Genomic DNA, 19,939 nt, shown 5'->3' with positions numbered 1-19,939 from the left:
GTCGAAGGGCCACCATCAGGAGTCGGTTCGCGTCTGTCTGCAACCCGGGTTCGGCCTTCCCCGTTTCTGTGACGGATGGGATCACCAGCCCGCGGCCCGGTTGCCCGGCGGTCCGCCTGGTCAGACGGTGAACCAGCCGGTCACCACCGGAGGGCGTCCCGCTCTGAGCAGCGACAGGCTGACCGGGCCGCGGGACAGGCCGGACAGCGCGAACCCGCCGTCCTCGCCGATCCGCAGGTCCTCCCCGGAGCCCGGGCGGCGCACGCGCAGGACCGCGTGGTCGTACTCCCCGCTGGCCAGCCCCGACAGCGAGCGCAGCCGACCGTGCGCGTGGACCCGCACGTCCAGGGTGAGGTCGCCGTGCTCGAAGCGCAGGGAGGTGACTATCGGGCCTTCCTCCTCCCCCTCCGCCGAGCGCAGCACCTCGCCCGCCGGAGCCCTCTCCCCGGTCAGGGCCGCCACGTCGGCGCCGTCGTCGCCGCGGTCGAAGGCGGCCAGCGCGGCGGCGCGCCCCGCCAGCGCCCGTGCCGGATCGTCGTGGTCGCTCATGTGGGTTCCTCCAGGAGGCGGCGGAGTCTGCGGAGCATACGGCGGCGCTGGTTCGCGGCGGTCCGGGGGTGGACCTGGTCGTCGGAGGACCCCGGGTCGCACGGGGCCGGGGGCACGGGCAGCCCCGCGGCCCCGTCGAGGTAGCGCAGGGCGGCCCGCCGCTCTCCGGGGTCGGTGAGCCGCCGGATCGCGCGGTGCAGCTCCTCGTGCTCCTCCTTGCGCAGGTACTGCGCCTCGGGACCCGAGTCCTCCGAGAGGGGGTCCCGCCGGGTGAGGCTCCGGGGGTCGACCGGCTGGTCCCGGGCGCTGTGGCGGCGCTGTCGGCCGCAGGCGTCGTGGGCGACCCTGCGCAGCCAGCCGCGGAGCCGCTCGGGGGAGTGCAGGCGGGGCAGCTGCTGGTTGAGGGTGAGCCACACCGTCTGCACCGCGTCCTCCCGGTCCGGGACGGACAGGCGGTAGGAGCGCGCGATCGCGTTCACGACCGGCAGGTGCCGGTCCACGATGGCCTCCCACGCCCTGTGCTCACCCCGGCAGGCGGCCCGTACGAGCTCGGCGTCGCTGGGGGCGGCGGCGTCGGTTTCGCCGGGGTTCCCGTCCGGATTGGGCCCGGCTGTATCACCGCCGGTTGTGGCCGGAACCGGCAAAGGTGGGGGTGCTTCCTCCCCGGAAAAGGTCGAAAGTACGGTTTGAGGAGGTGCCTGGGTGTCATGGATGTCCTCGTGCGACTGGTCTGGCACACCCGCCCCCACTATGATCGGACTCCCGCTCGCCGGGGCTCACGCTAGCTTTTGGGGCTTCCGGAGGTGGGGAGAACGCTGGAAAAAGCAAAGTGAGCGCTGGTTCTCCAGGTGCCCTTGGGGCACAATGGGGCAAAAGCATTCAGGCGGGTATGCAACCTTCTCGTGGTACGAGGGCGTCGGGGAAGCGCACTCGTTCGTATCAGGAGGTTCGGTGTCCGCACGTGGCGTCTTGTACGTCCACTCCGCGCCAGCGGCGCTGTGCCCACACGTCGAGTGGGCGGTCGCGGGCGTCGTTGGAGTACCCGTGAAACTCGACTGGGTCGCCCAACCGGCGGCACCCGGCAACCACCGCGCCGAGCTCAACTGGCAGGGGAAGCCGGGCACCGCGGGCTCGGTGGCCTCGGCGCTGAACGCGTGGCAGCGCCTGCGGTTCGAGGTGACCGAGGAGGGGTCGCCCGGCTGCGACGGCGTGCGCTACAGCTACACGCCCTCCCTCGGTATGTTCACCGCCCTCACCAGCGCGGCGGGCGAGGTCCTCGTGCCCGAGGGCCGGCTGCGCCTGGCCGTGGAGCGGGCCGCGGCCGACGGCACCAACCTGGCCGCCGAGATCGAACGCCTCACCGGCCGCGCCTGGGACGAGGAGCTGGAGCCCTTCCGCTACGCGGGCGACGGCGCCCCGGTGCGCTGGCTCCACGCCGCGGGCTGACCCCTCCCGCCGCGGTCCCGGCCGCGCCCGGGGCGTCGGCCGCCCGCGCCAGAGCGGGGGCGCCGCGTCAGGGCGGCTCCCCCTCGCTGGGCCAGATGGCGGAGGCGAGCAGGACCGCGGCCCAGATGCCCAGCGGCACCAGCGGCCAGTAGGGTACGAGCTCGCCGCCCATCAGGCTGACCACGCCCCACACGCTCGTCAGGATCACCGCCACACCCGTCCACCAGCGCCACTCGTCGCCCCACTCGCCCCAGGGGGCGCCCAGGAGCGACAGGTCGTCCGCGTCGGGGGGTTCGCGGCCGTCCCGGCGGTCGCGTCCGGACCCCGGATCGGCGCGGGCCGACCCGGAGAGGGGGTCCGACAGCGGATCGGCGCCCTGCCGCGCGCCCGGGCCCCCGTGCACCGCGGATGGGGACGCCGGCAGGTCCGCGGTCAGCGGGCGCAGGTCGCCGAGCAGCACCGCGCCCAGTGCCAGACCGACCCGGCGGTCGTACTCCTCGTGGTCCAGGCGGCCCTCGACGAACGCGGTGGTGAGGCGGTCCACCGTGAGGTCGCGTTCGGCGTCCGAGGCGCGCATCCGGTGCAGCGGCAGGCGTTCGTCCTCCACTTCCCACCCCCAAGACGCGAGTTGGTGACCACACGATACGCGCCGCACCCGGCGTGGAAAAGGGATACACGGAAAGTGAGTCGCGGCCCCCGGTCCACGCCCCGGGGCGGCTCCCGGAGCGCGTTCTCAGGAGCCCAGCCAGTCGGAGACGGCCCGGCACGCGGCGGGGTCGGCGGCGCCCACCAGCCCGGTGTGCTCGTAGGGCCCCCGGTAGTCGAACGGGCTTCCGTCCAGCCGGGTGACCAGGCCGCCCACCTCCTCCAGGACCAGGGCGGGCGCCGCCACGTCCCAGTCGCGCACCGGCACGTCCTTGACGAACAGGTGCGCGGAACCCTCGGCGACCAGGCACAGCTTCAGCGAGATGCTGCCGCTCTCCAGGTACCCGCCGTAGCCGAAGCGGTCGCCGACCCTGCGGGCGATCCCCTCCGGCCCCGGGGTGTTGTCGGTGAGCACACCCCGTCCCGGCGGGGCGGGCCGCGGGGGCGGCAGGGGGCGTCCGTCCCGACGCGCGCCCCGGCCGCGCACGGCCGTGTAGAGGGTCGCGGTCTCGGGGGCGAACACGGCGGCCGCCTCCGGCCGCCCCCCGTCCACCAGCGCGACCTGCGTGACGTACCCGGGGAACCCGTGGACGTAGCTGGCGGTCCCGTCGACGGGGTCGATCAGCCAGTACCGGTGCGGCCGCTCGCCGCGCAGCGACTCGGGGTCCTCCTCGCTGACCACCGGGATCCGGCCGTCGATCGCGGTGAGCCGCTCGGACAGGGCCCGGTGCGCCATGGCGTCGGCCCGGGCCTTGAACTGGCTCCCCTCCCACGCCCCGCTGCGCGCGTCCGCGTCGGAGCGCCACTCCCGCAGCAGACCGCCGACCTCCACGACCGCCGCCGCCATCGCCTCGGCCAGCGGGTGCGCGCCGGCGGTCCCCGTCGCGGAGCCGGTCAACGCACACGCACCGGAACGACCGGGACCGGCCCCGTGCCTCCCGCGGACAGCTGCCGGGGCAGCTCCGTGCCGACCGCGGGGGCGGGCGAGATGCCGTGGGAGGTGAACTCCGCCTCGCTGACGAACTCGTCCGTCCACCGCCGCACCATCGCCACCCCCTCGCGCCAGTCGTCCTCCAGGCGGGGCCCGTCCGCGACGGCCTGCCGCAGCAGCCCCGTGATCTCGTCGATCCCGGCCGCCGCGGTGAGCGAGGCCGTGGAGGAGAAGCGCGGGTTGATCTCGAAGATCCTCGGCCTGCCGTCCGCGTCCAGGCACAGCTGCACGTTGAAGGGGCCGTCGGCGCGCAGAGCGGACTGGACCGCCCGGCAGGCGCGGTCCACCTCGCGGTGGCGCCGGGTCACCGCGTACCTGGTCACGCCCTGCTTGAGGACGACCTCCTTGGGCACCACGGCCTGGACCCCGCCGTCCCGCCACACCACCACGGACACCGTGTACTCGGGGCCGCCGACCAGCTCCTGGACGATCAGCTCGTCCGCCGCGTAGCCGCCCTCGGACACCACCCGCGCCATGTCGCGGACGGAGTCGATGACCACCACCCCGCGGCTCCCGCGTCCGCAGCGCGGTTTGACGATGAGTCCGCCGGGCGCGGAGTCCGCGGCGCCGCTCGGCCACTCCGAGGCCAGCCAGGTGCGCGGCACGCCGATCCCGGCGTCCTCCAGCTCGCGCATCAGCACGTACTTGTCCAGACAGGTGGTGACGAAGTCCAGCCGGGGCAGCAGCACCTCCACGCCGTCCTTGGCGAGCTCGCCCACCCTGACGAGTTCCTCGTCCACCAGGGGGATGACCGCGACGGCCCCCTCGTCCGCGCACAGCGTCCGCATCCTGGGCAGGAAGGCCTCGCTGTCGCCCGGCGGCACCAGGTACCCGCGGTCGGCCAGGTACAGGCCCGGCGCGGCGGGGTCCACATCGGTCGCCACCACGCGGAAACCCTGTTCCCGCAGGTGGAGGATGGTCCCGGGCGTGGGCGCCGACCCCGCTGTCGTGACCACGACGGTTGGTTTGCTCGCAGGCTGCTGTGGCACCGGTCGAACCCTTTCCGACGTGAACGGCGGACTGGGGGATGCCTAACGAGCCTAGACCTCGGGGTGCCCGATGGCCCGCAAATGGCCGAATCCGGTTGTCAGGACAACCGAAAGGGCCCACTGCGCGTGTGTCCCCGGCCCCGGGGAGGAGGGGCCGGGGACGGGCGACGCGGCACGGCCACGCCGCCCGTCCCCGGCGCGTCGCGCGGCCCCGGGTTCCGGTCCCGGCCCGGGCTCCGCGCCGCCCGCGCGGGCTACTCCACCTCGTAGACGGGGGTGACCATCGCACGGCCCAGCGCGTGCGAGAACAGGTTGAAGCCGAGGAAGGCCGGGCTGGCCGACGCGTCCACCTCCAGGCGGGGCACGTCCACCGCGTGCACCACGAAGAAGTACCGGTGCGGGCCGTGCCCGGCGGGCGGCGCCGCGCCGACGTAGCGGTGTCCGCCCGCGTCGTTGCGCAGGGTGACGGCCGACTCGGGGAGGCCGGAGCCGTCCCCCGCGCCCGCGGCCAGCTCGGTGACGTCGGCCGGGATGTTGGCCACCGACCAGTGCCAGAAGCCGCTGGCGGTGGGTGCGTCCGGGTCGAAGCAGGTGACGGCGAAGCTGCGCGTCCCCTCGGGGAAACCGCTCCAGGACAGGTGCGGCGAGACGTCCCCGCCTCCGGCGCCCATGATCCCGCTGACCTGGGCCCGGGGCAGGGTCTGTCCGTCGGCGACGTCGTTGCTGGTGACGGTGAACGACGCGACCTGGGGCAGGAAGTCGTAGGGGGAGGGTGGCGTGGCCACGAAGGGGCCTCCTTCGTTCGTCTGGGATGCGCTCGTGCGGCCCGGCCGGGGGCGCCCGCCGTCGGCGGGGCTCCGGTCCGGGCCCTACGAACATACGCCCCAGAGAGCACGCGCGTCCCGGGGGCGGCGCGCCGTGTCGGAAGGGCGGCGGCGGTGCGCCGGCCGGAGGGGCACGGCCGCCGACGGCGCGAAGGGGGAGGCGCCCCGAGACAACAGACCGACCGGGCGGTACGGTGCTGCCAGCACGGAAAGAGAACCGGATTCGGTTCCACACCGACAGGGAGTCGCCATGACCACTCGCTGGGGCATCACCATCCCGCTGGAGGGGGTCCCGCTCTCCGAGCAGCGGGCCCTCATCGAGCGGCTGCCGGACCTGGGCTATACCGACGCCTGGTCGGCCGAGACCAACGGCACCGACGCCTTCACCCCCCTCGCCCTGGCCAGCGTGTGGGCGCCCCGGCTGCGCCTGGGCACCGCGATCGTGCCCGCCTACACGCGCGGCCCGGCCACCCTGGCGATGAGCGCCGCCGCCCTGGCCGCCGCCGCGCCGGGCCGCTTCGCGCTGGGCGTCGGCACGTCCTCCACCGTGATCGTGGAGCGGTGGAACTCCATCCCCTTCGAGGAGCCGTACAAGAAGGTGCGCGACACCGTGCGCTTCCTGCGCGCCGCGCTCACCGGCGCGAAGGTCAGGGAGGACTACGACACCTTCAGCGTCAACGGATTCGCGCTCGGCGCGGTCCCCGAGCAGGCGCCCCCGCTGCTGGTGGCGGCGCTGCGGCCGGGCATGCTCCGGCTCGCCGGACGCGAGGGCGACGGAGCCGTCATCAACTGGCTCTCGCCGGAGGACGTGCGCACGGTGGTGCCCCACGTGCGCCAGTACGGCGAGGACAAGGAGGTGGTCGCGCGGATCCTCGCCGTGCCCGAAGCCGACCCGGACACCGCCCGGGGGATCGGCCGCTGGGCCATCTCGGCCTACCTCAACGTCCCCGTCTACCGGGCGTTCCACGAGTGGCTGGGCCGCGAGGAGCTCACCCCGATGTGGAAGGCGTGGGACGAGGGGGACCGCAGGGGCGCGCTGGCCGCGATCCCGGACTCGGTGGTGGACGAGCTCATCGTGCACGGCCCCGCCGAGTACTGCCGCGAGCGGATCCGGGCCTACGTCGACAACGGGGTGACCACCCCGGTCGTCGCGCCGATCGGTCCGCCGAACGCGGACCCGGCCGCGGTGGTGCGCGCGCTGGCGCCGCGGGACTGAGGGGCGCGGCGAGGGCAGCGCGAAGCGGGAGGGCCCGGGGGACCCCCCGCTTACCACGCTAGTCCTCGGCGGAACGGTCGGGGAAGGCCGGTCTGTCGCCTGTGGACAACCGCTTCGCGGATCGGGCTTGACCCTCACGCCGCGTGAGGCGGGACGGTGGACCGTATGAGTGATTTCTTCGACGCATTCGAGATGGGCCCCCTGTCCGAGCGCGGACCGGACGCGGTCGCGCCAGAGGTGTTCCGCGGTATCTACGCGATGCCGGTGTTCGTGACGGTTCCGACGTCGGACTTGGCGGCGTCGACGGATTTCTGGGTGCGGGGGTTGGGCTTCGTCGAACTGTTCAGCGTCCCGGGGCAGGTGGTCCACCTGCGCCGGTGGGCGTTCCAGGACGTCCTGCTCGTCCCCGCGGCGGCCGGGGCCGAGCCCCCCGAAGCGCCCGCGATGAGCGTGAGTTTCCTGTGCGTGCTGAGCGAGGTCGATCCGCTGGTCGAGGCGTGCTCGGCCCTCGCGCCGGGAAGCGTGACCGGGCCGCGGGACACGCCGTGGCGTACCCGCGACGTCGAGGTGGCCACCCCCGAGGGCGCGCGGGTCGTGTTCACCGCGGCGCGGGAGTTCGACCCCGACAGCCCCGAGGCGCGGAACCTCGCCTCGGTCGGGATCGTCGCCCCGGGGTCGGCGGAGGGGGGTCACAATGGTGTCCATGGTTGAACGCGAGCGCGACACCGGTGACGGTGTCACGGTGGGCGCGGCCGCCGGGCTGGTGGGGGTGACGGTCCGCACGCTCCACCACTGGGACGAGGTCGGCTTGGCGTCGCCGTCCGCGCGCACCGCGGCCGGCTACCGCCAGTACACCGACGCGGACCTGCGACGGCTGCGCCGAATCGTCGTGTACCGGGAGGCCGGTCTCGGGCTGGACGCGGTGCGTGAGGTCCTCGACGACCGGACGGCGGAGATCGGCGCCACCCTGCGTGAGCAGCGTGCCCGGCTCGCCGAGCGCATCCGGGACCTGCGACGGCACGACGAGCGCCTGGAACGGATGATCGAGGCCCACGAGCGGGGGATCCTCCTCGACGACGAGGCGCAGTCGGAGGTCTTCGGGGCCGGCTGGGACGCTCGTTGGCCCAGGCAGGCCCGCGTCGTGTGGGGCGGTTCCGCGCAATGGGCGCAGTTCGCCGAGCAGGCCGCTTTCCGCACGCGGGAGCAGTGGCAGTCGCTCTCCGCGTCGATGTCCGCGTTGCAGTTCGATCTGGGCGACGCCCTCGACCGGGGTGTCGTGCCGGGCAGCCCGGAGGCGGACGCGCTCGTCGAACGCCACCGCGAAGTGTTCTCCCACTTCTTTCCGCTCACGCGGCGGATGCAGGTGTGCCTGGGGAGGATGTTCGAGTCCGACCCCGGCTTCTCCGCCCACTACGACGGAATCCGGGCCGGGTTGGCCTCCTGGTTCCGGCGGAGCATCGACGAGTGCGCCCGCGCTCACGGGATCGACCCGGAGACGGCCACCTGGCGGTGACCCCGTGGCGCGAAGACGCCCGTCACCCGCCGTCCGGCCACACCGGACCCTCCTCCAGGGGACCGAGCAGACGGCGGGCCCGCAGGACCAGTTCCAGTTCGAAACGCTCTCCGGGCTCGCGCAGCCGTTCGCCGAACAGCTCCTCCAGCTGGCGCAGCCGGTAGCGCACGGTCTGCGGGTGGATGCGCAGCCGCTCGGCGGCCTCGTTGGCGTTGAGCCCCGACTCCAGCCAGGCCAGCAGGGTGTCGGCCATCCGCTCCCGCTGCGGCGGGCGCAACGGCGCCAGCGGAGCGAGCCGGGACCGCGTCATCTCCGCGACCAGCTCGGGATCGCGCGACAGCAGCAGCACGGGCAGATGGTCGTCCCACCGCACCACGCCCCCGCCCGGCACCACGCCCGTGCGCACGAGTTCCGCGAGGTCCCGGGCCCGGGCCAGCGACAGCGGCGCCCGGTCCAGGGGCACGCTCGGGCCCAGCACCGCGCAGGAACCGCGCAGCGAGCGTTCCAGCGACCGCAGCCGCCCCGGCCCCTCGGGATCGGGCACCACCGCGCACGGCTCCACGCGGTCCAGGCCCACGAGCACGTCCGACGGCAACGCGCTGAGATGTGAGAACGCCCCCGCCGAGGCGGACAGCGCGTCCGCCGACGGGCCGCCCACGGTCGTCTGGGCCACCGCCGACGGGCCGCTCGGGGTCGCCTCCAGCGGGGCCGCCGCCGCGCCGTCCGTACCCCGGTACAGCAGCGCCACCGCCACCCGCCCGGGCAGCCGCCACCGGGCGGCCCGGGCCAGCGCGGGCACCGCCTGCTCCTCCCGCCGCGGGCCCGTCTCGGCCAACAGCACCTCCAGCAACCGCGCCCGGCGCCTGCGCAGCGCGTCCACCCCGGCGCCGCGCACCCGCGCGTGGCCCTCGGCCGCGGCGGTCGAGACCTCCTCCTGGAACGCGAAGATCGCCTCTCCCAGCACCGCCATGTGGTCGCGGGTGAGCGCGTCCGCGTCGGCCAGCCGCCGCCAGGCCACGGCCGCCGCCGTGCGCATCCCCGTGTGCAGGCACTCCAGGGTGCGCCCGTGCCGGGCCTCGTCCGCGCCGAAGGCCCGGAACTCGGCGGCCAGCGCGTCCACGTGCCCGGGGGAGCGGCCGCCCTCCACCCGGTCCAGGAAGGCGCGCAGACCGGCTTCCACCGTCCGCCGCAGACCCTCGGCGTCGGCGGGCTCCAGGGGCGCGGCGTGGAACTCCGCCCGGCGCCGGATGCCCTCCAGGGCCTCCTCCGCCAGCGACGGCACCAGCGGGCGCAGCCGGGCGCCCAACTCCGGGGGGATACGGGCGAACGGGTCCGTCGGACGGCTCTCCCGCAGGGGGTAGGACATGTCACCTCCGGCGCGGACGCACGGCGGAACCGCCCGTGGCACGCCCGCGCGTGCTCTGTGCGCCAGAAAGTCCGGAGCGGTTCCGTCGGGAGGGGACCGCGTTCCCATATCACCAGAAGCCCGGCTCTGCCGACAACCCCCGGGCCCGTCACGGGTCGGGCTTGCGGTGATGGCCGGAAGCCCCGCCCCACCGACAACCCCCGGGTCCGCCGCAGCGCGGGCTTATGGCGATGCCCGGAAGCCCTTCCGACCGGACGGCCCCGGGACTACCTGGGGCGCGCGGACACCGCTGGTCACGCAGCGGGCCGATACGGTAACAATGGTGCGACGCCCCCGCCCCCTCGAAAGGCGCCCGCCATGAGACGACTTCCGCTGTCCGCCCCGCTGCTGGCCCTGCTCCTCGCCGCCACGGCCTGCTCCGGCGAGGAGGCCCCGGAGGAGACCGCGGGGCGGGCCGAGGAGAGCGCGGCCGCGGTGGACCCGGACGCCGAGACCCACGTGCGCCGCGCCGCGCAGGGCTTCATCGCCTCCCTCATGGCCGCCGACGGCGAGGCGGGCTGCGCGCTGATGGACGAGGCCGCGCGCACGGTGTTGGCCGACGAGCACGGGGCCGAGGACTGTCCGGCGGCCTTCCCCCTCTACGCCGAGGCGCTCCAGGGCGGTGAGGGCATCGAGGTCGGTGAGGTCACCATGGACACCGACCTGGAGGGGGAGGTCCCCATCGCCACGGTCGCCCTGGTCTACCCCGGCGAGGACCACGGGCCCCTGGAGATGCGCCGCGACTCCGACGACCAGTGGGTGGCCACCCGCCTGCCGGGCACCTCCCCGGGCGGAGCCTGAGGCCGCCCGGGTCCGCGGCGCCGCGCCCGGCTCAGCTGAAGAACGCGTAGCCGAGGACCATGCCCGCGACCACGACCACCACGGCCGCCAGCGGCCACAGCCACTGGGCGATCCTCTCCCCCGCCGAGGGCCTCCGCCCGCCCTCGCCCTGTCTTTCGGACTCTCTCGTACTGTTCACACCGTCCGGCTTACCAGACGGCGGCTCCGGCGGGGGCACGGCTCGCCCGGTCGGGGCGGCGCGGGCCCGCGCGCCGGAGCCGACCGCGGCCCCTGTCAGGGGCCGCGCGCCCGCGTACACCGGAATACGTCCCGGGCTGTACGCCGTTTCGGGCCCGCGCTCGGATACTGGCCGCATGGACACCGTGACGACCCCCCGACGGCGCCTGGGCGCCCGCACCCGCAAGACCGTCCTGCTGGTCCACATCGCCGCGGCCGGAAGCTGGCTCGGGCTCGACCTCGTCCTGGGCGTCCTCGTGGTCACCGCGCTGCTCGGCGGCGACGACGCCTCCGTCGCGGTCGCCCTGGCGGCCTTCGCGACGTGGCCGCTGGTCGCGGTCGGCACCCTCACCCTGCTGTCCGGGATCATCCTGGGCTGGGGGACCAGGTACGGACTGGTCCGGTACTGGTGGGTCCTGCTCAAGCTGGCGGCCAACGTCGTGCTGCTGACCCTCGTGGCCCTGCTGCTCTCACCCGAGGTCACCGCGCTGGCGGAGCGGGCCCGTACCGCCCTCGCCGAGGAGGCGCCCTTCGCGGTCGGCGCCCAGCTCCTGTTCCCGCCCCTGGTCTCCACCACCGCGGTCGCCGCGGCCATGGCCCTGTCGGTGTTCAAGCCCTGGGGACGCGTCCGGGGGCGCCCCCAGCGGGTCCGCCCCGGGAAGCCGGGCCTTCGGCGGGCCCCGGTCAGGCGCCCCTAGGTCCCGGGCCGACGGAAGGCGGCACGGAGCCGGGGCGGCCGTCCCCGACAGCGCCCGCGCCCAGCCGCACGGCCTCCGCCGCCAACCCGGTGATCCGCGCCCAGTCCCCCTCACGGACCGCGTCCCCGGGGGTCAGCCAGCTCCCCCCGACGCACGCCACGTTGTCCAGGGCCAGGTAGTCGGCGGCCGTGGCGGCCGTGATCCCGCCCGTGGGGCAGAACACGACGTCGGGGACCGGGCCCGCCACCGAGCGCAGGAACGGGGTTCCCGGAACCGACGCGGGGAAGAGCTTCTGCGCGAACATCCCCGCCTCGCGGGCGGCCAGCACCTCGCTGACGGTGGCCACCCCCGGCAGTGCCGGAACCCCGCTCGCGACCAGGTGGCGCAGCATCCGTTCCGTGGTGCCGGGCGTGACCAGGAACCGTGCTCCGGCCTCCGCGGCCTCGTCGGCCTGGCGGGGGGTGAGCACGGTCCCCGCGCCCACCACCATGTCCGGTACGTCCTCCGCGACAGCCCGGACCGCCTCCAGGGCGCCGGGCGTGCGCAGGGTGACCTCCACGACGCCCACACCGCCCGCCAGCAGCGCCTCGGCCAGGGGAACCGCCAGCGCGGGGGAGTCCACCGTCACCACCGGCACGACCGGCGACAGCGCCAGCACGGCCCCGATGCCGCCGTCCCCCTCGCTCCGGCCGCTTCCCCTGTTCCCACCGCTCACGCCGCTCCCGCGGCCTGTGCCTCTCACGTCGTTCCCTCCGCCCGCGCTCACGAGGCGACCTCCGCCGCCAGCGCGCCGCCCCCGGCGGACACGACCCCGTACCAGTGGACCAGCAGTTCGGTGAACACCGGATGGGAGGCCAGGTCCCCGGGGAAGACCTCCGAGCGCAGCAGCGCGGCGACCACCTCCCGCGCCCCTCCGCCCGCGGGCAGCAGAGCGCGCAGGGAGTCGGCCAGCGGGTCCTCCAACCCGGGACCGGCCGTGGCGACGTGGTGCATCCACGCCGCCACCACCAGTGCGCTCCACCGCGGCTCGCCGCCCCCGGCCAGCACGTCCCGGACCGTGGGCACGACGCGGGGGCCGAGTTTCTGGGAGCCGTCGGCCCCGACCTTGGCGGTGGTGTGGCCCAGCGCGGGATTGGCGAACCGGCTCAGCACCGACGCGGCGTAGGCCGCGCCGTCCAAGCCCTCGGGCAGGGTGAGCGAGGGCAGGACCTCCTCGTGGACGAGGCGGTGGGCCGCCGTCGCCACGGCGTCGTCGGCGGCGCACGCGGCGATCGTCGTGTGTCCCACGGACAGGCCGAGGTAGGCGAGCAGGGAGTGGCTGGCGTTGAGCACGCGCAGCTTGGCCGCCTCCCAGGGCCGCACGTCGCCGGTGATCGTCGCCCCGGCCGCCTCCCACCGCGGGCGCGGACCGGCGAAGCGGTCCTGGATCACCCACTGGTGGAAGGGTTCGGCGACCACGGCCGCCTCGTCGCGCAGGCCCAGCTCCGCCTCGACGGCGTCCAGGTCCGCCGCCGTGGTGGCCGGGACGATCCGGTCCACCATCGTGTTGGGGAAGGCCGCGTGCGCCTGGACCCAGGACCGCAGCCGCTCGCCCTCCGCGCCCGGCAGGGCGTCGGCGAAGTCGGCGACCAGCGCGGCCGTCAGCTCGCCGTTGTCGGGCAGGTTGTCGCAGGACAGCACGGTCACCGGACCGGCGTCCCGGAGCTGGCGCAGCTGGAGGCCGCGAGCGATCTGCCCCACCGGCGTGAGCGGCGGGCCGCCGTCCAGGTCGGCGCGTACGCGGGCGTCGCCGGTGTCCAGGCGCCCCGTGACCGGGTGCGCCAGGTACCCCTTCTCCGTGACCGTGAGGGTGACGATCCGGGTGTCGGGGTGGGCGATGCGCTCCGCCACCGCCCACGGGTCGGCCGGACCGGACAGGGTCTCGCGGACGGAGGAGACCACCCGCAGGGGGCGGGCGCCCTCACCGCGTTCGGTGACCGTGAACAGGCCGTCCTGCGGAGCCAGCTGCTCCCACACCCGGGCCGAGCGCCCGGTCACCGCGCTGATGCCCCATCCGGTCTCGCCCGCGGCGAGCATGGCCTCCTCGGTCAGGAACGCGCCGTGGGCGCGGTAGAACGCGCCGATCCCGAGGTGGACCACCCCGGTGCGCAGGTCGGCGCGGTCCAGGGCGGTGGTGCGCCCCGCGGCCCGCAGCGCCGCCAGGTCCAGCCGGGTCATCGCGTCGCCTCCTTCTCGCCCCGCGCGTGCGCGCGGGTCTGTTCCAGGGTCGGCAGGAAACCGGTTCCGCCGCGCCCGCCCACGCTCAGGCTGGCCGCGGCGGCCGCCAGGCGCGCGGCCTCCGCGAGGGGGTCGCCCAGGGTCAGGCGCGCGGTCAGGGTACCCACGAACACGTCCCCCGCGCCGGTCTGGTCCAGGACCCGGGGAGCGGGGACCGCGTCGATCCAGGACTCCTCCTGCGGCGTGGCCAGGTGGACGCCGCGCGACCCGCAGGTCACCGCGACGTTGCGGGCGCCCGCCTCCAGGAGGCGGCGGGCCGCCTCGGACGGGGTGGCGCTGTCCAGCAGGGCGGAGGTCTCGCCGGGGTGGGAGGGGGTCACCAGGTGGGCGTGCCGGGCCAGTTCCGCGAGGGTCGCGGCGCCCTCCTCCCGCGAGGCCAGCCGCGGCCGGTGGTTGGGGTCGAACACGAACCTGCGGGCCAGGCGCGCCGCGGTCAGGACCGCCCGGCGCGCGCTGTCGGAGACCGCGCAGGCGATGCCGCCCGCCACGACCGCTCCCGCCGCGCCGACCGCCCCCTCGTCCAGGTCCTCGGGGGACAGGGACGAGCCCACGCTCCCGGCGCGCGCGTAGGAGAAGGCGCGCTCGCCCTCGGGGTCGCTGTGCACCAGGTACACGCCCTGCTGCCCGGGGCGGAAGCGCAGCATGCCGGCGGACACGCCCAGCTCCGAGACGCGGTCGGCGATCGCCCGCCCGAGCTCGTCGTCGGTCAGGACGGCGGCCAGACCGACCCTGGCCCCGGCCCGGGCCGCCGCCGCGGCGACGTTCAGGGCGTCGCCCGAGACACCGAGCCTGGCCGGGACCCCGTGCGCGACGGGGGCGTCGGTGGCCACCTCCAGCAGGACCTCGCCCAGGACGACGACGTCCAGCGGCTCGCCCCCACCCGTCAGTCCGTGTGTACTCACCAGTCGTGCACCGTTCCGTCGAGCCGCCGGTTGACCGGCAGGTACCTGGGTTCGTAGGGGTGGCGGGCCGCGGCCTCCTCGTCGAACTCCACGCCCAGGCCCGGGGCGTCTCCGGGGTGCATGTACCCGTCCGAGAAGGAGTAGGAGGTGCGGAAGACCTCCGCGTATGGGCCGGTGTGGCCCATGTGCTCCTGGATGCCGAAGTTGGGGATGGCCAGGTCGAGGTGGAGCGCCGCGGCCATGGCGACCGGCGACAGGTCACCGGCGCCGTGCGAGCCCGAGCGCACCCCGTACAGCTCCGCGAGCGAGAACACGCGGCGCAGGTGGGTGATGCCGCCGGTGTGCGACACCGAGGCGCGGACGTAGTCGATGAGCCGCTCGGTGATGAGCTGCTGGCAGTCCCAGATCGAGTTGAACACCTCGCCCACCGCCACGGGGGTGGTGGTGTGCTGGCGCAGGATCCGGAACGCGGACTGGTCCTCGGCCGGGGTCGGGTCCTCCATCCAGAACAGCCGGTACGGTTCCAGCGCCGCGCCCAGGCGGCCCGCCTCGATCGGGGTGAGCCGGTGGTGCACGTCGTGCAGCAGGTGCACGCCGTAGCCGAACTGCTCACGGACGTGGGCGATCATGGCCGGCGCGAAGTCCAGGTAGGCCGGGGTGTCCCAGGTGTCCTCCTGGGGCCGGTTGCCGCTGGCGGGCTCGTACACCCGGCCGTCCGCCGGGGCGATCCCGTAGGTCTTCTCCAGCCCGGGGACCGCGGCCTGGACCCGGATCGCCCGGTAGCCCAGGTCCAGGTGGCGCTGGAAGTCCTCGGAGAGCCCGTCCAGCGACGTGCCGCTGGCGTGCCCGTAGACCAGGACGCCCTCACGAGAGGCCCCGCCCAGGAGCTGGTAGAGGGGCATGCCCGCGGCCTTGCCCTTGATGTCCCACAGCGCCACGTCCACGGCGGCGATCGCGGTCATCGTCACCGGGCCGCGGCGCCAGTAGGCGCCCTTGTACAGGTACTGCCAGGTGTCCTCGATCCGCCGCGCGTCGCGTCCGACGAGCAGCGGGCACACGTGGTCGCGCAGGTAGGAGGCGACCGCGAGTTCGCGGCCGTTGAGCGTGGCGTCGCCGATGCCGGTGACGCCGTCCTCGGTCTCGACCACCAGGGTGACGTAGTTGCGGCCGGGTGAGGACACGACGACACGTGCGTCGGTGATCTTCACGGAATGCCCTTTCTGGATGGAGGGGAGGCGCCCGCTCCCGGTTGGGAGCGCCGGGCGCCCGCGGCGCGGCTCAGGCGAAGCGCAGCATGACCTTGCTGCTGCCGGAGGCGGGATCGGCCGCCGTCCGCATCGCCTCGTGCGCCTCCCCGACGGGGAAGGAGTGGGTCATGAGCGGGGTGACGTCCAGACCGGCGGCCATCGCGGCCAGGGCGTCGTCGATCTCCTCGACGAAGCGGTAGGAGCCGATCCAGGTGATCTCCCTGGTGACGAGTTCGCCCAGCGCCGCCGGGGCCTGCGTTCCGGGGAGGTTGCCCACCTGGACGAGGGTCCCGCCGCGCGCGGTCGCGCGCAGGACACCGCCGAGGGCGGCCGGGGCGCCGGAGGCCTCGAAGACCAGCTCGGCGTCCTCGGGCAGCGCGTCCCCGCGCGAGAGGTCGCGCGTGTCGTCGGCGCCCATGGCCCGGGCCACCTCCAGCGGGGCGCGCCCGAGGTCGGCGACGGTGATCCGCGCCGCCCCCGCGTGCCGGAGCGCGGCGACGACGAGCGAGCCGATCGGCCCCGCGCCGTTGACGAACACGTCCCGGCCCTCGACGCCCCCCACGGCGCCCGACGCGCGGTTGACGGCGTGGCAGGCCACGGCGAGCGGTTCGGCCAGCGCTCCGCTGCGGGTGTCCACCCCCTCGGGCAGGGGCCGCAGCTGCCGGGCCGCGACCTTCTTGAGGTCGCAGAACCCGCCGTCGGTGTGCGGGGAGAACGCGGCCGACCCGAAGTAGCGCACCCTCGGGTAGAGGTTGGTGCGCCCGGCCAACCGCTCCGGCATGCGCCCGTCGCCGACCAGCTCGGCCGGGTGCACGGTGACGGGCAGCCCCTCCTCGACGCCGGTCACACTGGGGCCCACACGGGCGACGCGTCCGGCGATCTCGTGGCCGAGCACGAGGGGGTCGCGCAGCACGGCCGTCCCCGAGCGGCCGTGGCGCCAGTAGGCCAGGTCGGACCCGCAGATGCCGCCCCACTCCACGGCGACGACGACCTCCCCCTCGCCGGGGACGGGGTCGGGGAGCTCGTCGACGCGCAGGTCCTCGGCTCCGTGGACGGTCACGGCCCTCATACGGCGTCCTCCAGTCGGACCAGGTCGCGTCCGCGGACCTCGGGGGACAGGTAGGCGGAGGCCAGGGTGATCAGGGAGTAGGCGATGATCATCGCCGACAGCGGCCACCAGGAGCCGGTCGCGGCGGTGAGCGTGGCGGCCAGCACCGGGCCGATCGCGGTGGCCAGGACGCCGCCGATCTCCTTGGCCAGGGCCAGCTGGGTGAACCGGGTGCGCGCCCCGAACAGCTCGGCCATGGTGACGCTCTCCACGGAGAACAGGCCCAGGACCGACAGGTTGAGCCCGACGACCATCGCGACGGTCACGAGCACGGTGTCGCCGGTCTCGATCATCAGCATCATGGGCACGGCGAACAGCATGCTCGCCACGGTCAGGAAGAGGTAGACGGGACGGCGTCCGAAGCGGTCGCCGAGCACGCCGACCAGGGGGACGGTGACGAAGCCGAGCAGGGAGCCGTAGACGATCGCGGACGTGCCGACCGCGTCGTTGAGCATCAGGTTGGCGCTGAGGTAGCCGACGAGGAAGGTCTGGACGATGCCGGAGTTGCCCGCCTGGCCGAAGCGCAGGCCGAGGGCGAGCAGGAACGCGCGGCCCTTGCGCTGGTGCAGGGCGGTCTCCAGTCCGCTCCTGTCCTCCTTCACCGCGGCCGCGGCCAGTTCGCTCCGGGACATCGCCACACCGTCGACGATGTCCTCGCGCTGCTCGAAGACCGGGCTCTCCTTGACGGAGAGGCGGATCCACAGCGCCAGGAGCAGCAGGAGGAAGCTCGCCAGGAAGGGGAGGCGCCAGCCCCAGGACAGCAGCTGCTCCTCGGAGAGCGCGAACACCAGGACCGCCCAGATCGCGGAGGCGCCCAGGGTGCCGGAGTTGGTGCCCAGGCACACCAGGGAGGCGATGAACCCCCGACGCCTGGCCGGGGCGTACTCCGCCAGCATCACGGTGGCGCCCGCGATCTCGGCGCCCGCGCCGAAGCCCTGGATCAGCCGCAGGCCCACGAGCAGGATCGGGGCGAGCAGGCCCACCTGCTGGTAGGTGGGCAGGGCGCCGATCAGGGTGGTGGAGACGCCCATCAGGGCGACGGTGATGAACAGGACCTTCTTGGGGCCGAGGCGGTCGCCCATGCGGCCGAAGTAGACCGCCCCGACGAGCCGGGCGACGTACCCGACACCGTAGGTGCCCATCGCCGCGATCAGGCCGACCGCGGGGTTGAGGTCGGGGAAGAAGATCTGGTTGAACACCAGGGCGGCGGCCAGGGAGTAGAGCTGGAAGTCCATGAACTCCATGGCGGTCCCCAGCCACCCGGACACGGAGGCCTTGGTGAGGTCCCGGGTGCTGCGCTCCCCCTGTCCGGCTGGCGCGGGGGGTGCCTGTTCGGTCATCGGCCGGTCCTTTGTGAAGGGCTTCCACCTGCGAAGAAGTATCGGGGAAACCGTACGTGAACATGATGGCAACTGACATACAAGCACTGCCATACCAGTGGCGTCAATGCCGGTAGACTCCCCTCATGGCCGACCAGACCCGGTCCGGAGGACCCCTGCTGTCCGCGCGGGACCGCACCCTGGACACCATCCGCCGCGCGATCATCACCCTGGAGCTCAAGCCGGGCACGCCCCTGTCGGAGAACGAGCTCGCCACCGAGCTCGCCGTGAGCCGGACGCCCGTGCGCGAGAGCCTCATCCTGCTGCGCGAGGAGGGGCTGGTGGAGGTCTACCCCCAGGTCGGCACGTTCGTCTCACTCGTGGACCCCGAGCGCGTCCGGCAGGCGCAGTTCATCCGGGAGGCGGTGGAGTGCACCTCCCTCGCCCAGGCCCGGCCCCCCTTCTCGGCGGACCACGTCGGCGATCTGCGCGTCCTGCTCGGCGCGCAGCGGGAGGCGGGCGGCGGCGACCACGACCGCTTCTTCGAGCTGGACGAGGACTTCCACCGCTCGCTGCTGGCGCTGGCGGGCAACGAGAGCGCCTGGCGGACGGTGAACGCGGCCAAGGCCCACCTGGACCGGGCCCGGCGGCTGAGCCTGATCGACACGCGCCCGATCGGGGAGCTGGTGGACCAGCACACGCTGGTCGTGGACGCGATCGAGGCCGGGGACACCGGGACCGCCGTGGAGGCCCTGCGCTCCCACCTGCGGGCGGTGTTCGAGGACGTCGGGCGGATCCGGGCCGCGTCACCGGAGTTCTTCTCGGACGGGCGGCCCCGCCGTCCCGTCCGCAGGACCGTGACCTCGCTGAGGTAGCCCCTGCGCCGCGGCGGCCGTCGGCTTCGGAGCCTCGGCGGGCCCGCGGTCCTAGCGGCGCCTGCGTCCCCAGCCCGAGCCGTAGCCCCCCGCGTGCAGCGCGAGGAACAGCAGCCCGGCGAGGGTGAGGGTCGTGGTGGTGACCAGGTCCTGGATGTTCTCTCCGAGCAGCTCCAGCAGCAGGGCGAGTCCGAACAGGACGGCGGCGATGACGGCGAACACGGTTACCTCCGGGGGTCGGGGTGGTGTTCGTGTACCCTCCGTGCGCGCCTGTAACCAAGCTGGTGCCCCGGGCGCCCCCGAGACCCGGGGGAACGCCCCGGAAAACACCCCGGGCCGGAGCACGCGCTCCGGCCCGAGGGGAGGTCGGGGGTCTGGGGGCCTTCTCCCAGGAGAAACGACGAAGCGGCCCGGCGGGCGCGGTTACGCGCGAGCAGGGCCGCTCCGGAGTGAAGTGGACCCTGGGCAAGCCAACTACAACCCGTGGGGCGAAGCCCCACATCGGGTGTCCGGGGGTCGTCCCCCGGAAGGAACGACGAGACGACCCGGCGAGGCGGCCGAAGGCCGCCGAGCAGGGTCGTCCGAGAGTGGAGTGGGCGATACAGGATTCGAACCTGTGACCTCTACCGTGTCAAGGTAGCGCTCTAACCAACTGAGCTAACCGCCCTCATCGGGGGATGAGGTGAAGCTTGATGCGAGGCGGAGACGGGAATCGAACCCGTGTGCAGGGATTTGCAGTCCCTTGCCTCAACCACTCGGCCACTCCGCCGGAACGCGATGGGGGGCTGTCGAGTGACACCCATGCGGGCCTCTCCGAGCGGACGACGGGATTCGAACCCGCGACCCTCACCTTGGCAAGGTGATGCTCTACCAGCTGAGCCACGTCCGCGTGCGCCCCGGAGCGGACTCCGGAGCCGG

Annotated in this window: 22 protein-coding genes and 3 tRNA genes; 7 read left to right on the top strand and 18 right to left on the bottom strand. The window is 74.4% G+C overall.

What is annotated here, in order from left to right; all coding sequences use genetic code 11:
• Positions 1 to 120: 120 nt before the first annotated feature.
• Together UIS43_RS10110 and UIS43_RS10105 are read right to left on the bottom strand one after the other, a co-directional pair.
• Complete coding sequence (locus UIS43_RS10110) at positions 121 to 549, bottom strand: hypothetical protein (protein ID WP_013154307.1); 429 nt, start codon at positions 547 to 549, stop codon at positions 121 to 123.
• Positions 546 to 1,193 (bottom strand): RNA polymerase sigma factor, encoded by a 648-nt coding sequence (locus UIS43_RS10105; RefSeq protein ID WP_167539500.1) that lies wholly within the window; start codon positions 1,191 to 1,193, stop codon positions 546 to 548. Before UIS43_RS10105 ends, UIS43_RS10110 begins: the two co-directional genes overlap by 4 nt.
• A 307-nt stretch (positions 1,194 to 1,500) precedes the next feature.
• Between UIS43_RS10105 and UIS43_RS10100 the strand changes: the two genes are divergently transcribed.
• Positions 1,501 to 1,995 carry a DUF3145 domain-containing protein gene (locus UIS43_RS10100; protein WP_370013018.1) on the top strand — a complete coding sequence of 165 codons (495 nt, stop codon included), beginning with the start codon at positions 1,501 to 1,503 and terminating at the stop codon, positions 1,993 to 1,995.
• Between the two features lie 67 nt (positions 1,996 to 2,062).
• On the opposite strand, the gene UIS43_RS10095 is transcribed toward UIS43_RS10100, so the two are convergent.
• From UIS43_RS10095 to UIS43_RS10080, 4 genes are all read right to left on the bottom strand, one after another.
• A complete protein-coding gene (locus UIS43_RS10095; RefSeq protein ID WP_370013017.1) occupies positions 2,063 to 2,602 on the bottom strand; it encodes a DUF1707 domain-containing protein in 540 nt (179 codons plus the stop codon).
• A 126-nt stretch (positions 2,603 to 2,728) separates the two neighbouring features.
• The gene (locus UIS43_RS10090) at positions 2,729 to 3,538 is read right to left on the bottom strand and encodes a 3'(2'),5'-bisphosphate nucleotidase CysQ (protein ID WP_013154303.1); all 810 of its coding nucleotides are present in this window, start codon (positions 3,536 to 3,538) and stop codon (positions 2,729 to 2,731) included.
• The gene (locus UIS43_RS10085) at positions 3,535 to 4,587 is read right to left on the bottom strand and encodes an ATP-grasp domain-containing protein (protein WP_041552814.1); all 1,053 of its coding nucleotides are present in this window, start codon (positions 4,585 to 4,587) and stop codon (positions 3,535 to 3,537) included. The genes UIS43_RS10090 and UIS43_RS10085 overlap by 4 nt, the downstream gene beginning before the upstream one ends.
• Before the next feature lie 287 nt (positions 4,588 to 4,874).
• Positions 4,875 to 5,405 carry a YbhB/YbcL family Raf kinase inhibitor-like protein gene (locus UIS43_RS10080; protein ID WP_013154301.1) on the bottom strand — a complete coding sequence of 177 codons (531 nt, stop codon included), beginning with the start codon at positions 5,403 to 5,405 and terminating at the stop codon, positions 4,875 to 4,877.
• Between the two features lie 289 nt (positions 5,406 to 5,694).
• Between UIS43_RS10080 and UIS43_RS10075 the strand changes: the two genes are divergently transcribed.
• The 3 genes from UIS43_RS10075 to UIS43_RS10065 all read left to right on the top strand — a co-directional run bounded on the left by UIS43_RS10075 (position 5,695) and on the right by UIS43_RS10065 (position 8,173).
• Positions 5,695 to 6,660, top strand: coding sequence for an LLM class F420-dependent oxidoreductase (locus tag UIS43_RS10075; RefSeq protein WP_071622505.1), 966 nt, complete (start codon positions 5,695 to 5,697; stop codon positions 6,658 to 6,660).
• 165 nt (positions 6,661 to 6,825) lie between these two features.
• On the top strand, positions 6,826 to 7,371 hold the full coding sequence (locus UIS43_RS10070) for a VOC family protein (RefSeq protein WP_041552813.1): 546 nt from the start codon (positions 6,826 to 6,828) through the stop codon (positions 7,369 to 7,371).
• A complete protein-coding gene (locus UIS43_RS10065; protein ID WP_232051685.1) occupies positions 7,364 to 8,173 on the top strand; it encodes a MerR family transcriptional regulator in 810 nt (269 codons plus the stop codon). The genes UIS43_RS10070 and UIS43_RS10065 overlap by 8 nt, the downstream gene beginning before the upstream one ends.
• Positions 8,174 to 8,195: 22 nt before the next feature.
• On the opposite strand, the gene UIS43_RS10060 is transcribed toward UIS43_RS10065, so the two are convergent.
• Positions 8,196 to 9,539 carry a CdaR family transcriptional regulator gene (locus UIS43_RS10060; RefSeq protein WP_013154297.1) on the bottom strand — a complete coding sequence of 448 codons (1,344 nt, stop codon included), beginning with the start codon at positions 9,537 to 9,539 and terminating at the stop codon, positions 8,196 to 8,198.
• A 357-nt stretch (positions 9,540 to 9,896) separates the two neighbouring features.
• Between UIS43_RS10060 and UIS43_RS10055 the strand changes: the two genes are divergently transcribed.
• The gene (locus UIS43_RS10055) at positions 9,897 to 10,379 is read left to right on the top strand and encodes a hypothetical protein (RefSeq protein ID WP_013154296.1); all 483 of its coding nucleotides are present in this window, start codon (positions 9,897 to 9,899) and stop codon (positions 10,377 to 10,379) included.
• 31 nt (positions 10,380 to 10,410) lie between these two features.
• Here UIS43_RS10055 and UIS43_RS10050 read toward each other — a convergent pair whose 3' ends face one another.
• Positions 10,411 to 10,557: a hypothetical protein gene (locus UIS43_RS10050; protein ID WP_167539499.1), complete on the bottom strand. Its 147-nt coding sequence runs from the start codon at positions 10,555 to 10,557 to the stop codon at positions 10,411 to 10,413.
• A 175-nt stretch (positions 10,558 to 10,732) separates the two neighbouring features.
• On the opposite strand from UIS43_RS10050, the gene UIS43_RS10045 reads away from it, so the two are divergent.
• Positions 10,733 to 11,293 (top strand): hypothetical protein, encoded by a 561-nt coding sequence (locus tag UIS43_RS10045; RefSeq protein WP_370013014.1) that lies wholly within the window; start codon positions 10,733 to 10,735, stop codon positions 11,291 to 11,293.
• On the opposite strand, the gene UIS43_RS10040 is transcribed toward UIS43_RS10045, so the two are convergent.
• From UIS43_RS10040 to UIS43_RS10015, 6 genes are all read right to left on the bottom strand, one after another.
• Positions 11,280 to 12,008 carry a bifunctional 4-hydroxy-2-oxoglutarate aldolase/2-dehydro-3-deoxy-phosphogluconate aldolase gene (locus UIS43_RS10040; protein WP_049800310.1) on the bottom strand — a complete coding sequence of 243 codons (729 nt, stop codon included), beginning with the start codon at positions 12,006 to 12,008 and terminating at the stop codon, positions 11,280 to 11,282. The genes UIS43_RS10045 and UIS43_RS10040 overlap by 14 nt on opposite strands.
• Positions 12,009 to 12,055: 47 nt before the next feature.
• A complete protein-coding gene (locus UIS43_RS10035) occupies positions 12,056 to 13,510 on the bottom strand; it encodes a mannitol dehydrogenase family protein (protein WP_071622502.1) in 1,455 nt (484 codons plus the stop codon).
• On the bottom strand, positions 13,507 to 14,472 hold the full coding sequence (locus UIS43_RS10030; protein ID WP_358170062.1) for a PfkB family carbohydrate kinase: 966 nt from the start codon (positions 14,470 to 14,472) through the stop codon (positions 13,507 to 13,509). The genes UIS43_RS10035 and UIS43_RS10030 overlap by 4 nt, the downstream gene beginning before the upstream one ends.
• Positions 14,469 to 15,680 carry a D-mannonate dehydratase ManD gene (manD, locus tag UIS43_RS10025; protein ID WP_013154291.1) on the bottom strand — a complete coding sequence of 404 codons (1,212 nt, stop codon included), beginning with the start codon at positions 15,678 to 15,680 and terminating at the stop codon, positions 14,469 to 14,471. The genes UIS43_RS10030 and manD overlap by 4 nt, the downstream gene beginning before the upstream one ends.
• Positions 15,681 to 15,750: 70 nt before the next feature.
• Positions 15,751 to 16,788 carry an L-idonate 5-dehydrogenase gene (locus UIS43_RS10020; protein WP_370013012.1) on the bottom strand — a complete coding sequence of 346 codons (1,038 nt, stop codon included), beginning with the start codon at positions 16,786 to 16,788 and terminating at the stop codon, positions 15,751 to 15,753.
• Positions 16,785 to 18,167: an MFS transporter gene (locus UIS43_RS10015; protein ID WP_013154289.1), complete on the bottom strand. Its 1,383-nt coding sequence runs from the start codon at positions 18,165 to 18,167 to the stop codon at positions 16,785 to 16,787. The genes UIS43_RS10020 and UIS43_RS10015 overlap by 4 nt, the downstream gene beginning before the upstream one ends.
• Positions 18,168 to 18,292: 125 nt before the next feature.
• Between UIS43_RS10015 and UIS43_RS10010 the strand changes: the two genes are divergently transcribed.
• Positions 18,293 to 19,021 carry a GntR family transcriptional regulator gene (locus tag UIS43_RS10010; protein WP_013154288.1) on the top strand — a complete coding sequence of 243 codons (729 nt, stop codon included), beginning with the start codon at positions 18,293 to 18,295 and terminating at the stop codon, positions 19,019 to 19,021.
• A gap of 51 nt (positions 19,022 to 19,072) precedes the next feature.
• Here UIS43_RS10010 and UIS43_RS10005 read toward each other — a convergent pair whose 3' ends face one another.
• The 4 genes from UIS43_RS10005 to UIS43_RS09990 form a co-directional block, all read right to left on the bottom strand.
• Positions 19,073 to 19,243 (bottom strand): hypothetical protein, encoded by a 171-nt coding sequence (locus UIS43_RS10005; protein ID WP_013154287.1) that lies wholly within the window; start codon positions 19,241 to 19,243, stop codon positions 19,073 to 19,075.
• A 371-nt stretch (positions 19,244 to 19,614) separates the two neighbouring features.
• A tRNA-Val gene (locus tag UIS43_RS10000) sits at positions 19,615 to 19,688 on the bottom strand.
• Between the two features lie 30 nt (positions 19,689 to 19,718).
• Positions 19,719 to 19,790, bottom strand: a tRNA-Cys gene (locus UIS43_RS09995).
• Positions 19,791 to 19,837: 47 nt separating this feature from the next.
• Positions 19,838 to 19,910: transfer RNA gene (locus tag UIS43_RS09990), tRNA-Gly, on the bottom strand.
• Positions 19,911 to 19,939: the final 29 nt, after the last annotated feature.

Origin of the sequence: Nocardiopsis sp. LDBS0036, from assembly GCF_041228755.1 — a bacterium.
In the GTDB taxonomy this organism is placed as follows: domain Bacteria; phylum Actinomycetota; class Actinomycetes; order Streptosporangiales; family Streptosporangiaceae; genus Nocardiopsis; species Nocardiopsis dassonvillei.
This window is presented reverse-complemented; position numbering and strand designations above follow the sequence as displayed.